The 16,507-nt window shown below is 63.7% G+C and carries 13 protein-coding genes; 1 reads left to right on the top strand and 12 read right to left on the bottom strand.

The annotated features are described in order from the left end of the window. Positions 1-98 precede the first annotated feature (98 nt). Both QTJ18_RS06205 and QTJ18_RS06210 read right to left on the bottom strand, forming a co-directional pair. Positions 99-1,790 (bottom strand): amino acid ABC transporter ATP-binding/permease protein, encoded by a 1,692-nt coding sequence (locus QTJ18_RS06205; RefSeq protein ID WP_252754999.1) that lies wholly within the window; start codon positions 1,788-1,790, stop codon positions 99-101. Beyond that, positions 1,787-3,397 (bottom strand): ABC transporter ATP-binding protein/permease, encoded by a 1,611-nt coding sequence (locus QTJ18_RS06210; RefSeq protein ID WP_252754998.1) that lies wholly within the window; start codon positions 3,395-3,397, stop codon positions 1,787-1,789. The genes QTJ18_RS06205 and QTJ18_RS06210 overlap by 4 nt, the downstream gene beginning before the upstream one ends. Positions 3,398-3,987: 590 nt before the next feature. On the opposite strand from QTJ18_RS06210, the gene QTJ18_RS06215 reads away from it, so the two are divergent. After that, a complete protein-coding gene (locus QTJ18_RS06215) occupies positions 3,988-5,925 on the top strand; it encodes a methyl-accepting chemotaxis protein (RefSeq protein ID WP_252754997.1) in 1,938 nt (645 codons plus the stop codon). A 108-nt stretch (positions 5,926-6,033) separates the two neighbouring features. Here QTJ18_RS06215 and QTJ18_RS06220 read toward each other — a convergent pair whose 3' ends face one another. From QTJ18_RS06220 to QTJ18_RS06265, 10 genes are all read right to left on the bottom strand, one after another. Beyond that, on the bottom strand, positions 6,034-7,644 hold the full coding sequence (locus QTJ18_RS06220; RefSeq protein ID WP_489667266.1) for an FGGY-family carbohydrate kinase: 1,611 nt from the start codon (positions 7,642-7,644) through the stop codon (positions 6,034-6,036). Between the two features lie 37 nt (positions 7,645-7,681). Continuing rightward, entirely contained in the window at positions 7,682-8,410 is a 729-nt protein-coding gene (locus QTJ18_RS06225; protein ID WP_252754995.1) for an SDR family oxidoreductase, read from the bottom strand. A gap of 91 nt (positions 8,411-8,501) precedes the next feature. Further along, entirely contained in the window at positions 8,502-9,539 is a 1,038-nt protein-coding gene (locus tag QTJ18_RS06230) for an NAD(P)-dependent alcohol dehydrogenase (RefSeq protein ID WP_252754994.1), read from the bottom strand. 82 nt (positions 9,540-9,621) lie between these two features. After that, on the bottom strand, positions 9,622-10,707 hold the full coding sequence (locus QTJ18_RS06235) for an ABC transporter ATP-binding protein (protein ID WP_252754993.1): 1,086 nt from the start codon (positions 10,705-10,707) through the stop codon (positions 9,622-9,624). 53 nt (positions 10,708-10,760) lie between these two features. Beyond that, positions 10,761-11,759: a sugar-binding transcriptional regulator gene (locus QTJ18_RS06240; protein ID WP_252754992.1), complete on the bottom strand. Its 999-nt coding sequence runs from the start codon at positions 11,757-11,759 to the stop codon at positions 10,761-10,763. Between the two features lie 17 nt (positions 11,760-11,776). Further along, on the bottom strand, positions 11,777-12,706 hold the full coding sequence (locus tag QTJ18_RS06245) for a sugar phosphate isomerase/epimerase family protein (protein ID WP_252754991.1): 930 nt from the start codon (positions 12,704-12,706) through the stop codon (positions 11,777-11,779). Then, positions 12,703-13,521, bottom strand: a complete 819-nt coding sequence (locus QTJ18_RS06250; protein ID WP_301557773.1) for a carbohydrate ABC transporter permease — start codon at positions 13,519-13,521, stop codon at positions 12,703-12,705. The genes QTJ18_RS06245 and QTJ18_RS06250 overlap by 4 nt, the downstream gene beginning before the upstream one ends. Further along, positions 13,521-14,423: a carbohydrate ABC transporter permease gene (locus QTJ18_RS06255; protein ID WP_252754989.1), complete on the bottom strand. Its 903-nt coding sequence runs from the start codon at positions 14,421-14,423 to the stop codon at positions 13,521-13,523. Before QTJ18_RS06255 ends, QTJ18_RS06250 begins: the two co-directional genes overlap by 1 nt. A gap of 71 nt (positions 14,424-14,494) precedes the next feature. Continuing rightward, complete coding sequence (locus tag QTJ18_RS06260) at positions 14,495-15,046, bottom strand: SIS domain-containing protein (protein ID WP_252754988.1); 552 nt, start codon at positions 15,044-15,046, stop codon at positions 14,495-14,497. Positions 15,047-15,151: 105 nt separating this feature from the next. Next, positions 15,152-16,501: an ABC transporter substrate-binding protein gene (locus QTJ18_RS06265; RefSeq protein ID WP_252754987.1), complete on the bottom strand. Its 1,350-nt coding sequence runs from the start codon at positions 16,499-16,501 to the stop codon at positions 15,152-15,154. Between the last annotated feature and the right edge of the window lie 6 nt (positions 16,502-16,507).

The raw sequence follows: 16,507 nt of genomic DNA on the forward strand, positions 1-16,507 counted from the left end.
CCAGGTGCCAGCCGTGCGGGTCAAGACTGGGGGAAGCCTAGGCGCCACCCTTCCGGCCAACCTTGATCCCGGTCAAATAAGAGGTGTCGCAGATAACCTCAGGCCGAGGGAACCGTCTTGGAAGTGAGGGTGATCACCTGCGCAAAGGCCTGTTCGACGGCGCGATGCGATGCCATGACGATGGCTGCGCGCGGCAGAAGGTCGCGGATTGCCCCAAGGACCTCTGCCGCGGTCTTTTCATCCAGCCCTTCCGTCGGCTCGTCGAGCAGAAGTATCTCAGGCCGGCGCAGCAATGCCCGCGCCAGGGCCAGGCGCCTCACTTCGCCGCCCGACAAGCCCTCGCCCAGATGGCCGAGCGTCAGGTCAAGCCCGCCGCGCGCCCGGACGAGGCCCGCCAGCCGGACACAGTCCAAGACCTGCCACATCTGGCCTTCGCTGCTGTGCGGCGCAGCCAGACAGAGGCTTTCCCGCACGCTGCCGGCCATGATGACGCTGCGCTGCGGGACCAAAGTCAGTTTCTGTCGAAGATCCTCTTCCCCAAGGGTCCGGATATCCTTGCCGGCAATGAAAATCGTGCCTGCAGACAGGGGATGCAGCCCGGCCATGGCGAGAAGCAGCGTGGATTTTCCACAGCCGCTCGGTCCACGAAAGGCGATCGTCTCACCGGGCCCGACTTCCAGCGTCAGACCTTCAAGCAGAAAGCCAGCGCCTGCCATTCGCGGAAGAGAGAGGTCCCTAAGACGGAGCAGCGCTGTCGAGGCAGGGTTCGTCACGGCAGGGTTCGTTACGGCAGCAGCGGCGGGCCTAGTCGACACCGCAGGACGCTCGCGCGACAGATCGGCGCGGACCCGCCGCGCAGCCTCTGCCATTCGGCCAAAATCGGTGGCGGCGCGTCGCAAGGGGGCATAGGCTTCCACCAGCGCGATCGCGACGAAGACAGTCAGCGCGGCCATCGAGGGATCGAGGCCGCCCGTCTGGACCGCGGCCAGACCAAGGCCCAGCGCGCCCGCCACCATGATGGCAGCCAAAGCCGAAAGTGCCAGACCCGTTCGCCGATCGATACGATCGAGCGGCAGCAGGAGCCGCCGCCTCTCCGCATCCTCCAGATGCTGTCGCCGCTGCCCGATCTGGCCGTAGATTGCGAGATCGCGCCGGCTGCGGATCAGATCGATCATCCGCGACCGGAAGGCCTGTGTTGCCGCCTCCCGGCGTCTCGACAAGGTCAGCGATGTTCGCCACGCCGCCCAGCAGACAATGCCGGCCCCGAGGCTCCAGCCGATGGAGACCCAGGCGGCAATCGCGGGCGTGACAAAGAGGAAGAGGAGCGTGCAGGCCGCGATCTGCACCAGGATCAGCGACAGGATCGGCAGCACCAGGCGGAGTGTCACGCCGTCCAGGGCATCGATATCCGCCATCAGACGGTTCAGCGCCTGCGGTCCGCGAAGCGCGGCAATGCGCTTATAGGGTGCGGCGAGATAGACATCCAGCAGCCGGAGACGGAGCGTCTCCAGGCCCCGCAGCGTCGCATCATGCGTCAGCAGCCGTTCGCCATACCGCGCAGCAGCCCGGCCCAGCGCCAGAAAGCGCACCATGGCCGAGGGGCGAAAGACATCGAAGAGCGCGCCGGTACCCGCCAGGCCGGCCGCCGCAGCGGCGGTGATGAACCAGCCGGAGAGGCCGAGAAGTCCGGCGCCCGCCAGGAGCACGATGACAGACAGCGCCGCGCCCCGCAGCAGCGACACGGCCTGGTCCTGCGCAATCATCCGGAAGATCGACCATAGGTGCTTCACGAGCCCGCCCCCAGCCTGATCATCCGATGCATATTCTGTGCAAGCCGCATATCATGCGTGGCGACGATCAGTGTGGCGCCGCGCTCGACTTCGGACAGCAGCGTCTGCGTGACGATGTCTGCGGTTTGCGGATCGAGATCGGCCGTCGGTTCGTCGGCCAGGATGACATCCGGACATCCGAAAATGGCCCGCGCCAGCATCAGGCGGCGCGCCTCGCCGCCGGATATGCCCGCGCCGCTCTCGCCCAGCCGGGCAAGCGTGCCACCCGGCAGCGATTGCACGAAGGCCTCGGCCCCGGTGCGCCGCAACACCTCCGCCAGATCCCCCTGACGGCCCAGCATGATATTGTCCCGGATGCTCGAATTCAGGAAGTGCGGCGCCTGCGGCATCCATCCGAGCCGGGCCCGCCAGGCATCGCAATTCGCGTCGGTCAGCACCACCCGACCGGCAACGAGGACCAGTCCCCGGCTCGGGACCGAAAGGCCGGCCATCAGGCGCAGGAGCGAGGTTTTGCCGGCGCCGCTTGGCCCCACCAGGGCCAGGCTCTCGCCTGCAGCCACCGAAATGGTCGGCAGCGCTCTGCCGCCGGGCGAGTAGCATCCCTCGATGCAGAGGCTGGCCGGGCCTGGCAGTGGGGCGACCCGCTCGCCTCTGCCGGCCATGAATGCCGTCTTTCCCGCCTGCCAGGCCGCAAATTCATCGGCAACTGCCGAGGCCGATGCCCGGTCATGCCAGGCCGCCGCAAGATCCCGCAGAGGCTGATAGAAGTCTGGAGCGAGCAGGAGCAGGAAGATGCCGGATTGCGGCGAGAGCGCTGCTCCCCAGGCGCCGAAGGTGATGGTGCCGAGCAGGGAAAAGCCGACATAGACGGCCATCATGGCAACGCCCACCGCGGCGAACAGTTCAAGCACCGTGGAGGACAGAAAGGCCACCGCCAGCACGGCCATTGTTCGGCGCCGCAGATCATCGGACCGCAGGCGGAAAGGCTCGTGCACGATCTTGCGGGCGCCGAGCAGACGGATGTCGAGCAGGGCCGATAGGCGTTCCACAAGCATGTCGTTGACGCTGCCGACTTCCTTCAGCTGGCGGGAACTGGTTTCCTTTGCCGCATAGCCGACAAGCGCCATGAACAGAGGGATGAGCGGGCCGCTGACCAGCAGAATGCAGGCGGCAACCCAGGAATGCCAGAAGGCGGCCGTCACCAGAACGAGCGGCAGCACCGCCACCCGCGCCTGGGCCGGCAGATAGCGCGTCGCGTAAGGCGAAAGAAGATCGAGCTTCTCCGTCGCCAGCGAGGCAACGGCTCCGGCGCCGCCAAAGCCGCTTTCCTCAAGGCGCCGGGTTTCCATCGCGATCATGGCCTTGCGTGCCGCGCCGATAACGCTGTCGGCCGCCCTCTGGGCCTCCTTTTCCGCCACAAAGGAAAAGGCTGCCCGGCACAGTCCGAGACCGGCGAAAGCGCCGGCCACCATCATCGGCACGATCGCCTCGTCCGCCAGCGCCTGGCCGATCGCCCATGCCACCAGGCCCGCCTGCAAGGGCCATATCAGCGCACCGACCACGCCATAGGCTGCGGCGCGCCGCTGGAACTGAAGACCGGGCGCCATCAGCATCGTCAAGGGATCGGCCGAACGATCCCGCCTTGTCCGGCGTCCGGCGCGCGGGCCGGCCTGCACTGCAGGATTGGCTGGAGGCTCGGATGGCAAGGCGGGCCGAAATAGGGATGGCCGAAATCTGGGACGACGCGGGGCTTTTGCCGTCTCCCGCCGCTCGAAGCCCTCACCCGGAACAGCAGGTGCAGGAGATGCAGTGTCCAGCATGATTGCGACCGCCTTCCTCATTCGTCGTCATCTCGGCAATGCATGCGAGGATAGACGGTCAGATCCTCCAATCCTTGATCTTGATCAAGTTTCGCCAGCCATGGAAAAACAGAGCAGTTCTCATGAATGCTCCTCCCACCCCAAGTTCTTCCACATGAATTCTAAGATTTGTTGTTAACTAATATAACACGTTTCCTCCCCAGATTTGGGTGGCTGAAATGATCGGATCTGCACTGGCAACCGACAGCAGGCAACGTCATTCGAAGAATGGCAGCAGCGCGCAAAGCTGACGCCCGAAAGAACGTGCCCCTCTGGACAACCCGGCAGATGACTTGCCGTGGCTCCTTTCATGAACGCTTGTTTTTTGGGAGAGGCATTTGAAACATATATCCATCATCGGCAAGTTCCTGGTCATCATGGCCTGCTTTGGACTATTCTCCTTCTGCGTCGCGCTATACTCCGCCAGCCAGATCTCGAGCGTCGATGGAAGCTATAGCGAGCTGCTTGACGGCGAAAGTGCAGCAGCCCTCTACTTGGCGCGCTCCAACCGGACCTTGCAGGCAGGCCGCGCGGCGATCGGGGACCTGATGATGTCCCGTACGCCGGAGCTCAACCAGCGGGCACAGCAGGCCCTTGCCGCTGCTCAAGCCGATTTCGCCGGCTATATGGATAAAGTTGTCGCGGCCGTTCCGGCCAAGGACGCGATGATGAAACTGAAAGCGGAGGGCCTGCGAATTTTCACAGACACCTGCGCGCCGGCCATCAAGGCTGGCGCCTCGGCGACAGAATCGCAGGAAATCGAAGCCTCGCAGGAGATTTTTCTCAGCCAGTGCCAGCCGGCTTTCAGTGACATTGCTCCGCGATTCACCGCGGCAACGAATGAGGTTGTCGATACCGCCGCCAAGCGCAGCGGCGATTTGTCCGACATGGCGGGCGACACCGTCATCGCCACGCTGACAGCGGTGATCCTCGGCCTGATCACCGTGCTCGTACTCGGCTTCCTCGCCATCCGTGCCTGGCTGGTCGTCCCGATCCAGACAATGTCGGCCACCATGAACCTTCTGGCCAATGGCGACCTTGCCGCAACAGTGGACGGCACGGACCGGCGCGACGAAGTCGGTGCCATGGCGAAAGCCGTCCAGGTGTTCAAGGATAATGGGCTGCGTGCCCGCGACCTCGAACAAGAGGCGGCAGCCTCCCGTTCAGCGGGCGAAGCGGAACGTTTGCGTGTGGCCGAGCAGGAGCGCCTGCGTGCCGAGCAGATGGCAAAGGCCACGTCCGGCCTCGCCACGGGCCTCAAACACCTCTCCAACGGCGATCTGACCTTCCTGCTCAACGAGCCGTTCGCCAGCGAGTTCGAAGCTCTGCGCGCAGATTTCAATGCCGCTGTCCAGCAACTCTCCGGCAGTCTTCGGTCCGTAGCCACGGCAACGGGATCGATCGACAGCGGCGCGAGGGAGATCAGCCAGAGCGCCGAGGACCTGTCGAAGCGCACCGAGCAGCAGGCCGCCTCGCTGGAGGAAACCGCCGCCGCGCTCGACCAGATCACCACCAATGTCGCGAATTCCTCAAAGCGAACCGAGGAAGCGAGGCATGTGGCGATCGAGGCCAACAAATCCGCCCGCCGCTCCGGTGAAGTGGTGTCCAATGCCGTCGTGGCCATGCAGCGCATCGAGCAATCCTCCAACCAGATCTCCAGCATTATCGGCGTCATCGACGAAATCGCCTTCCAGACCAACCTCCTGGCGCTGAATGCCGGCGTCGAAGCCGCGCGCGCCGGAGAGGCCGGCAAAGGTTTCGCCGTCGTCGCCCAGGAGGTCCGGGAACTGGCGCAGAGATCGGCGCAGGCGGCCCGTGAGATCAAGGACCTGATCCGCAATTCCGTCGACGAGGTCAGCACGGGGGTCAAGCTGGTGCAGGAGACCGGCGATGCCTTGAAGGTTATCGAGGACCAGGTGGTCACCATCAACAATCAGCTGGATGCGATCGCGACCTCGGCGCGCGAGCAATCGGTGGGTCTGGCGGAGGTGAACACGGCCGTCAACCAGATGGACCAGGTGACCCAGCAGAATGCCGCCATGGTCGAGGAATCGACGGCGGCCAGCGCTTCGCTTGCCGGCGAGGTCAATCGCCTGCGCGAGATCATCTCGAACTTCAGGCTTGGATCGGGCGCCGGCGCGGATGCTGTGCGAGCCGTGGCCGCACGCAGCGATCACAAGCCGGTCGCCTCTCCGGCCCGCAGGATGATGGCCAAGGTGGCCGGCGCCGTCGGTCTCGGCGGGGGTGCCGCAGCGGAGAACTGGAGCGAATTCTGACGGAGCTCGGGTGCCCGCCGGACGGAGACATCGAGTCCCGGGGGGCGAGTTGCTGCACCTATCCGATTATCATGATCAGGGCGGCCGGCCGCTGCCCTGATCCCGGGCTCAGCAGTCCCGCATGCCGCGAAGCGCATCCTGCAGCGTGCGGAATGCCTGGTAGCGCTGGTCGTGCAGGCGAGCAATATCCCCGGAGGCGGGCGTATAGATCGGGCCGGCCTTGCTGAGCGCATGCATGGCCTGCTTCAGATCCGGAAAGGCCTTGCCGGCCGTGGCGCCGAGAAGCGCGGCACCGAGCAGAACCGGTTCGGATGTCTGCGGCGCAATGACCGGTTTTCCGCTCGCATCCGCCAGGATTTGACGGGTCAGGTCATGCTGGCCGGCGCCGCCGCTGATGATGATCTGCTGGACCTGCGCCCCCGCCTCCGCCTGTGCCTCGATGATCTGACGCAGACCATAACCAATGCCGCTGAGGCCGGCGACGTAGAGCGCAATGAGATGATCGAGGTCGCGTTCCATGTCGAGACCGGCGATCACCGCACGGGCGGCAGGATCGGCAAAGGGCGCCCGGTTGCCGAGAAATTCCGGAACAACATGAAGGCCGCGCGCCAGGCCAATAGCGTGAGAGCGTGACCCGTGCCGGGCAAGCGCCATGTCGGCCAGCAGGACGGGCACCGAGACGCCGGCGGCAGCGGCCTTCTCCTTCGCCTCGGCCAGGGCCGGATGGAAGCTGATCAACTGGTCGATTGCAGCACCTGCGGCACTCTGGCCACCTTCATTCAGCCAGAGACCGGGAACCATGGCGGAGAAATACGGCCCCCAGACGCCCGGCACGAATTTCGGACTGTCGGTCGAGGTGAGGGTGCAGGACGAGGTGCCGAAGACATAGCCGAGATTGGCCTGGGGATCGCCGCCGATGCCGACGGTGCCGATGCCACCCGCATGCGCATCGATCATGCCGGCCGATACGGGAGTGCCGATGGGCAGGCCGAGGTCCTGCGCTGCGCGCGCGGTGAGGCCTTCGCCCACGGCCGTGCCGGGCTCGACGATGAGCTGCCCGATCCGCGCGAAATTCTCGTCGGCCAGTTCAGCCAGGCCGATCTCGCGGAAATAGCCGGGCTCCCAGCGGGATTCATGCGCCAGATAGGTCCATTTGCAGGCGACTGTGCAGGTGGACCGGGCGAGGCTTCCTGTTGCCCGGAAGGTCAGGAAATCCGCCAGATCGAAGAATTGCCAGGCCATGGCAAAGACCGCCGGACGGTTCTCCTTCAGCCAGAGCAGTTTTGGCGTCTGCATTTCCGGCGAGATTCGTCCGCCGACATAGCGCAGGACACCGTGGCCCTTGGCGTTGATGCGTTCCGCCTGATCGACCGCACGGTGGTCCATCCAGACAATGATGTCGCGATCGGCGTCTTCGGAGGGCCCGACAGGCAGCGACCGGCCGTCTTCTCCCAGAACGACGAGGGAGCAGGTCGCATCGAAGCCAAGGCCCGCGACGCTTGAAGGCTCGATCCCGGCCGAGGCAACCGCTGCGCGCACCGCCGCGCAGACCGAATCCCAGATATCCCGGCTCGACTGCTCGACCATATGCGCCGTGTCCCGGAAGAGCTTGATGTCGCGCTTGCCGGTGCCCAGGCACTGACCCTGCGCATCGAACACGCCGGCCCTTGCGCTGCCGGTCCCGATATCAACGCCGATGAAGCATTTCGAACCGTCCATATCCTTCTCCTGCCCTGTGAACGCCGTGCCGGTCATCTTAAAGATCGACGCTGTTCGGCAGGATGACAAGATCCCGGATGACGACGTTTCGCGGCCGCGACAGCATGAAATACACCGCTTCCGCCACCTCCTGCGGCTGCATCAGGCTGCCATTGGCCAGCGCCTCCTCCATCTTCTCCTTTGGCCAATCGTCGAGAAGCGCGGTCACGACCGGCCCCGGCAGGACTGCGCCCATCCGCACGCCGTATGGCGAGACCTGCCGGCGCGTCGTGTGCACGAAGGCCTGAACTGCGAATTTCGACGCCGTGTAGATGGGTTCCCAGACGACCGGGACGACGCCGGCCACGGAACTGGTGAAGAGGATATCGCCGCTCTTCTCCCCGATCATGTGCGGCAGAACCGCGTGCACGCTGCGGAAGGCCGCGTTGACATTGAGATGAAGCATGCGGTCCCAGGCGCCCGGATCGCCCTCTGCCACGGCGCCGCCGACATAGGCCCCCGCATTGGCATGGAAGATGTCGAGACGGCCGGCAACCTCGAGGATCCGCGGCAACAGGCCGGAAACCTGCGGCCCATCCAGAAGATCGACAACCACCATGCGGCATCGGGGGCCGAGCTCTGCGCAGAGCGCGCGGAGCTTTTCCTCCGCGCGATCGATGAGGACAACCGTTGCCCCCTCATCGAGCAGCTTACGGGCGCAGGCAAGACCGATTCCCGAGGCCGCGCCGGTTATGGCTGCGACCTTGCCCTCCAGAATTCCTGTCATGGCTTCACTTCCTCCTGGCAAAGGTTTGGCTGACCTTTCGGCCGCGGATCATGTCCTCAATCCTGGTATGCGTGACCGAAGGCCTGAGGGATCAATCGGCGAGACGGATCTGCAGTTTGACATCCTCCGGCAGGCCCTTTGCAGCCCGTTCGAAAGCGGCAATGCTGTCGGCGAAGTCGAAAGTCTGCGTGATCAGCGGCTTCAGATCGACCTTGCCGGAGGCGATGAGGTTCACCGCGCGGTCGAAATTATTGGCGTAGCGGAACACGGTCTCGATCCTCGCTTCCTTGATGATGGCGGCTGGAACATCGACAGCGACCGGCTCCACGGGCAGACCCACGAGCACCAGCGCGCCGCCTGGCCGCACCAGATCGAAGATCCCTTCATAGGCCTTCGGACTGCCGCTCGCTTCGAAGATGACGTCGGCCCCCCAGCCCTCGGTTACATGGGCGACCGTGTCCTGCAGCCGCGTTTCGGCAATATTGACGGGTGTGATGCCCGGATATTGGGCGGCGATGGCCAGCTTCGGGGCGCTGAGGTCCGAGATGATCACGCTGGAGCAGCCGCCGGCCAGCGCGGCCAGGGCCGTCATGATGCCGATCGGACCGCAGCCGATGACCACCGCAACATCGCCTGGAGTGATCCGGGCGCGCGTGGCTGCCTGCATGCCGACCGCAAAGGGTTCGATCATGGCGCCCTCTGCAAAGGACACATTGTCCGGCAGCTTGTAGGTGAAGGCGGCGGGATGCACCACTTCCGGCGTCAGGACGCCATGCACTGGCGGGGTTGCCCAGAACTGCACGTCCGGATCGACGTTGTAGATGCCGAGCTTGGAGGCACGCGATGCCATATTGGGCACGCCGGGTTCCATGCAGACCCGGTCACCGACCTTCAGGTTTTTGACATTGGCGCCGATTGCCGTGACGGTTCCCGCGGCTTCATGGCCGAGGATCATCGGTTCGCGCACGATGAAGGAGCCGATGGCGCCATGGGTGAAATAATGGACATCGCTGCCGCACACGCCGACGGTATGGATGGCAATCGTCACATCGTCCGGACCCATCTTGCGGTCTTGTTTCATCTCCCGGATGGCGAGTTCGCCTTTGCGTTCCAGAACCAGAGCTTTCATGGGATCTTCCTGATCTTATTGCGGGTTGCGATCTGTGTCATGCATACAGCGGCAGTCAATCCGGTCAGATCGACCTCTCCCGTCAAAGTGCAAGCCCGTCGGCCTTGAAGAGATAGATGTGCCGAGGATCGATCCCGACGGTCAGCGTGTTGCCAGGTGCGAGATCGGGCCGACCATTGGCGAGGATGATCACCGTCTCCTGCTCCGTGCGCGCGTATAGCTGGGTCGAGCCTCCGAGATTCTCCGAAAAGTCCAGCGCCAGACGCAGGAGCGGCGCATGGTTTCCGGCAACGTCGAGATGCTCCGGTCTCAAGCCCACGGTCAGCATTTCGCCGGGCTTGGCCTTCGCCGCACCGGCATGCGTAAGCGCCAGCCTTCCTCCTTCGAAAGCCAGATGCGCAAGGCTGATCTGCGATTCCTCCACGGCGACGACGCGGGCCTGCAGGAAATTCATCTTCGGCGAACCAATAAAGCCCGCGACAAAGGTGTTGGCCGGCCGATCGTAGAGTTCCGTCGGCGAGCCGATCTGTTCGACGAGGCCGGCGCGCAGCACGACGATGCGGTCGGCCAGGGTCATGGCCTCCACCTGATCATGCGTGACATAGACCATTGTCGCCCCGAGATTGCGGTGCAGCTTGGCAATCTCGACCCGCATCTGACTGCGCAGCTCCGCATCGAGATTGGAAAGCGGTTCGTCGAACAGGAAAATCTTGGGGTTGCGGACGATCGACCGGCCAATCGCCACGCGCTGGCGCTGCCCGCCGGACAGAGCGCGCGGCTTGCGCTCCAGCAGCGGCTCGATCTGCAGAATGCGGGCAGCCTCGGCCACCCGCTGTCTGATCTCTTCTTCCTTCAGCTTTGCCATGCGCAGGCCGAATGCCATGTTCTCGTAGACGCTCATATGCGGATAGAGTGCATAGGACTGGAAGACCATCGAGACCTCGCGCTTGGCGGGCTCCTCATAGGTCACATCCTTTCCGTCAATCGCCAGCGTGCCGGAGGAGACATCTTCAAGACCGGCAATCATCCGCAGCAAGGTCGACTTGCCGCAGCCGGACGGCCCGACAAAGACCACGAATTCGCCCTTCGATGCGGTAATGTCGACGCCCTTGATGACGCTGAGCTCACCAAAGGTCTTCTTGATAGTGTCCAGGCGAAGAAAGGTCATCGGTCTCGATTCTCCATGGCTCGGCACCCCGATCGCAAGGGGTGCGCCGGCATCTATCGGGGTCTTTTGTTGATCTGGTGCGTCTCGTCGAGAAGCGCCGCCGCGCATTGTTCGTCCGTCACCAGCCGCTTGACATAGCCGCCGCGCAAAATGGCGCGGATGATGGCCACCTTGTACCAGCCGCCAGAGGCGAGCACGCTGTGGCGGACCGAACGCAATTGCTCCGGCGCGACCGACAGGACGCGTTCGTTCAGCGGGTGATCGACCGGCTGTCCCTGGCCGTCGAGGAAGACACCCAGAAGATCGCCCACGGCTCCCGCCGCCAGCAAGGCATCCAGGTTCTCCGAGACCGTTGGTGTCTGCACCAGCAGCGAACGAGCCGTCATGTCGCCGCAGGAGACCAGAGCGACATCCACGGAGCGGGCGCGCCGCATGGTCTCGCGGATCCCGTAGTGGGACAGCAAAGCCTCCCGGCTTTCGGCGGACGGGAAATAGAGCGGCGCGGTGAGATACCAGCATTCGGCGGAGATCGCCCGTGCATAGCCGGTGGCGACTTCGAATGTGCTGGAGCCGGAGCCGCGCGTCAGCCCTCCCATGATGGAGGTGACCCAGCTGGCGGGCAAGGCCCGAGGCGTGAGCCGCTTGAGGCCGGCCGTCAGTGTCTTCCCCCATCCGACCCCGAGGCCCATCCCGTCCTCGAGCAGGCGATCCAGCACACCGCCGGCCGCATCCCCGACCGCCCGCTGGTTTTCCGCATCGTCCGGAAGCGTGGGAATGACCGTCACTTCCTCCAGGCCGAACCGCTCCTTCACCTTGTGTTCAAGCGCAATGCAGCCGGCCATGGGCAGACGGATATCGACCACCACCGAGCCGTCGGTGCGCAATTGGCCAAGCGTCTTGTTCACCCGCAGGCGTGTCAGGCCCAGCTGGTCGGCAATCTCCTGCTGGGTCAGGCCGCCGATGAAATACAACCAGGCTACGCGCGCTCTGACCTGCTGGGCGTCCATGTCCTCGACGGTCGCTGTGCCGTTATCCGCTGCGCGATTAGCCATGCTCTCTCATCTCCTGTTCAGGCAAAGGCCTGCTTGAGCGACAGAGCCGATGCCTTCAATGCATCCAGTATGGACCTGCTGTCCCGTTCGAAGGGATAGAACACTTCGAGCAATACCGGTGATTGCGCAAGCCCTGTGCGCGCGAGGAGCGAGCGTGCCTGGCCCGGATCGACCCGACCGGGAACGGTGAAATCCCAGTGGCAATCCGATTGGAAATCCGTCTGCTGGATATGCACGGCCGCGATCACGTCATGCAGTTGCGCAAACCACGGCTCCATCGGATCGGCACCTGGCCCCGAGAGAGGTCCCTCGGGCATCCCATAGAGCGGCAGGACGGTGCCATGCCCCCAATCGACACACAGCCGCCAGGGCGTGTCGCTTGCCTGCAGGTCGTCCATCATCTGGCGCGACTGCTGGATGGTCCAGGGCCACTCCCGTCGCATCGGCGTCGGCTCGACATAGAGTTCCCTCAAGCCTGCAGCCCGGGCCTTGCGACCGAGGCGCAGCATGCGTTCGATCAGGCCCTCGTAATCGCGCTGGTCAAGAGCCTCCGCCTCCGTCCCGTCAAGCCGGGAGGCAATTGCCCCGAGCGGGCCGCCGACACCCTGGATCCCCGCCTCGGCGGCAAAGCCATAGGCACGCTCCAGCCAGAATTCGGCATAATCGCGCACCGCTTCATCGGGATGGAGCAGCTGGTTGAACGTGTAATGCGCAAGCCCGATGAACGCGCTGTGAATGGTGATGCCGTGATCCTGCGTGACCTTCGCGATGTCGCACGCATGACGGCTCAAGATGGCATTCGGCCACATGGGATCGACGAGGTCGAAGGAGAATTGCACAAGATCCAGATCCAGCTGATCCCGCACGATGCCGGCCCAGAGTTGCGGCGTGACCCAGCGCTTGACGCAGAAGGAGAGGTTGATGCCGAGCGGATTGGACCTGGTCATTTCGTTGCACCCATGGTCAGGCCGCGCACCATGTGACGCGAGACGATCAGGGCGAAGATCGTGACGGGCAGCACGATAACGGTCCCGGTCGCCATGATCTTGCCCCAGGGCAGTTCGTAACCGGACATGAAGGAGGTGGCGACCACCGGCGCGGTCTGCACATCGCGTCTTGTCAGCACCAGCGCATAAAGAAGCTCGTTCCATGAGAAGATGAAGGAGAAGATGGCCGAGACGGCGATGCCGGGGGCGCCGAGCGGCAAGTAGATCTTGCGGAAGATCATGAACTGGTCGGCCCCATCCAGCCGCGCCGCCTGTTCAAGATCCGGCGGAATGGACTTGAACTGGTCCGTGCAGATCCACACGACGATCGGCAGGTTGAAGGTCAGGTAGATCAGAATGAGCACGAGATGCGTATCGAGCATGCGCAATTGCAGCGCCAGGATATAGACAGGCAAAGCGAGGACGATCGGGCTCGTCATGCGGTTGGAGATGAACCAGAACCACAGGTCGGACTTGCCGCGAAACTCGTAGCGCGCCAAAGCGAAGGCCGCCGGAGCCCCGAGGAGAACGGCAAGAGCCGTGGTGGCCGTGGCGATGATCAGCGAATTGCCGACAGCACCGAGAACCTTGGAATCGGCAAAGATCTCGCGGTAATGGTCAAGCGTCGGCGCAAATAGCCAGACAGGCGGAGAGGCCAGAATATCAGCCTGGGTTTTGAAGCTCGCCGAGACCATCCAGTAGAACGGAAACAGAGTGAAAAGGATGACGGCTGTCAGACCCAGCGCGTGCAGGAATCGGCTCGAGGTGCGACGCATCATTGCACTTCCTTATAGAGGACACGGATATAGAGGCGGCTGAGAACGATGGTGATGATGAGCAGCAGAATGGCCTGCGCCGATGCCGTGCCGAGGTCGAAGACGCGGAAGCCGACGCGCTGGATGTAGACCGAGACGAGGTCGGTGGCAGAGCCCGGCCCACCCCGTGTCATGACGAAGACCATGTCGAACAGCTTCAGCACGTCGGCGGAGCGCAAAATGAGCAGAGCCGTCAGGCCGGGCAGCAGGTAGGGCAGTTGCACATGCTTCAGCAGGGCCCATTTCGACGAGGTTTCCAGCCGCGCCGCTTCCTCGATCTCGCCCGGCACCATGGACAGGCCGGCCAGAAAGATCAGCGCGCAAAACGGCGTCCACTGCCAGATATCCATGATCGAGATTGCGGCAAAGGCGCCGGCCTGCGAGCCCAGCCAATCGACGGGACCAAGACCGAGCGTGGCGAGAAACCAGGTCGCCACGCCGAAATCGCGATTGAAGATGAGCCGCCCGATCAGGCCGACGACCGCATAGGTGGTGGCAAGCGGCACCACAAGGGTGACGCGGGCCAGAGATTTGAACAAGCCCATGCCGGTTTCGTGCAACAGCAGGGCTATCGCCAGACCCAAGGCAATCTGGATCGGCAGGACCGTGACATAGAATTTTGCGGTCAGGAACAGCGAGGCCCAGAAGGTGCTGTCCGTCAGGACGGAGGTGTAATTGTCCAGGCCGATGAAGGGAAAGCCCTCGCGCGGCCGGGCGATATTGTAGCGCCTGAACGAGGTGACCAGTGCAAACAGCGTCGGATAGATGCCGATGAGAAACAGGGTCACGACGGCCGGTGCCAGGAACCAGAGCGGCGTCCAGCGTCCGTAGCCGCGATTGGGCCTTTGAGCTGCTTCAGGCATAGCATCGTCCTCTTTTCATGCTTCAGGCCTTGCCGGCCCGTCTGACGCCGTTCTGGTTCCTGGCCGGCGCGTCATTCCAGATTGGTGTGATTGGCGCGCATGCGCTCCGGAGCGATGTCCAATCGTTCTCTCAAGGCCAGGATCATCAGTTCGAAGGTGAGATACAGCGCGCCCTCATAGAGCGATCCCATGGGCAGCACCGAGCCCGCGCCCTGCCAATCATCCGCCATGGTCTGCGCGGGGATACAGAGGACCCGATCCGCCTTCCGGGCCGCGGCTCCGTCCGGCTGCGCGGTAACCACCAGCACCCGCGCACCGGCCTGGCGCGCCACGCCGATCAGCGCCGACACGGTGGAGAAATCCCCCGGTCCCGCCGAGACGATCAGAAGATCGCCGGCGGATAGCGGCGGCGTCGTCATGTCACCGACCACCGCCGACTGGAGGCCCAGATGAAAGAGGCGCATGGCCAGTCCCTTGATCTGCAGGCCCTCGCGCCCGACGCCGTAAAGTGCGATTCGGCGGGCCTCCGCAATCTCTGCGACGGCCTCTTGGAACCCTGCCTGGCCGATGTGGCCGAGGCAAGTCGCAAGTTCGGCCAGCGCTTTCTCATGAAGATGAAGCATGATGTGGTTTCGCTCGATGATGCTGAAGGCAGGGGCAGATGGCGGCGAGCCTGTCGCCGCCATCTGCCCCGCTTTGCGCCCGGGAGATGGGAGGCGCGCGGCGGACTATTGGAGAAGCTTCTTCTTGCCGTCGTAATAGCCTTCCTGCTTCAGGATATCCTCCATGCGCGTGCCGATCTCCTTGGCGCCCGCCTCGACGGAGACTTCGCCCAGCATCATCTTTGAGCCCCATTCGGCGACCACTTCCGAAATGGCCGGCCAGGCAGGGAAGCGCGGACGGAATTCCGGGACGCCCTTCTGCCAGGAGGCGACCATGGGTTCGACGAACTTGTACTTCGCCTGGATCGCCGGATCCTTGTAGATGGACATGCGGCCGGAAACGCCGCCTGCTTCCACATAGGCCTTTGCGATATCTTCGGAGGTGGCCCATTGGATGAAGAGCCAGGTTGCCTTCTTCTGCTCTTCGGACGCCTGCGAGGCCACAGCGAGCGAGAAGCCGCCGAGTGCCGGCAGACGACCCGCCGGCCCGGCCGGCTCCGGCGCAACTGCCAGGCAATCGCCGATCTTCGACGTCGCCGGATCCACCAATGTGCCGTAGAATGCGGACCATTCGGTGATCATCGCGACCTGACCCTGTGCCAGCGCATTGACCGCTTCGGCATGGTCGAAACTGACAATGCCGGGCGGCATGTATTTCATCAGCGCCTGGCGGAAATTCAGCCCGGCCTGGCTTTCCTTGCTCATCAGATTGGACTTGAACTGCGCGTCCAGCAGCGAGCCGCCGAATGGCCACAGGAACCGCATGAAGCTGTCGGCGGACTGCGTCTCGCCGCGCAGCGACTGCAGGGCGAAAGCATACTGGTTCTTGGAGGCGTCCGTCAGCTTGGGCCCATAGACATTCATCACCTCGTCCCAGGTCGCCGGGGGCTTGTCGAAACCTGCCTCCTTGAGCTTGCACGAATTGTAAAACAGCAAACCGGAATAATTGTCGAAGGGCAGGCCGTAGGTCTTGCCGCCCCAGGAGCCGAACGCATTGAGAAGAAGCGGGAAGAAACCGTCCAGCTTCAGGTTCGGATCGGTGATCGAGGCATCCTTGGTAAAGGTCTCGATCGGCTCGATCCAACCGTTCTCAGCGAATTCGCCGATCCAGACCAGATCGACCAGGGCCATGGTCAGGTCGCCCTGCGAGGTGAAATTGAGGACCTCCTTCTCACGCGTATTCTCGTAAGGGACGATCTCGTAATTGACCTTGATGCCGGTTTTCTTTTCGAACTCCGGCAGCAGCTTGATGATCGCGCGGTAGCCCGGCCGGTCCAGGAAAATGCCGCTGATCTCTGTTCCCTTCAAGGGCTTGGCAGCATCCTCCAGCCAGTCGGCCTGCGCTGCCACCGGCAGGCTTGCCGTCGCGGCGGCGAGAGCCAGAACGCTTGCGCATACAGTCCACAGACGTTTCATTCCATT

Source organism: Rhizobium sp. SSA_523, from assembly GCF_030435705.1.
In the GTDB taxonomy this organism is placed as follows: Bacteria; Pseudomonadota; Alphaproteobacteria; order Rhizobiales; family Rhizobiaceae; genus Neorhizobium.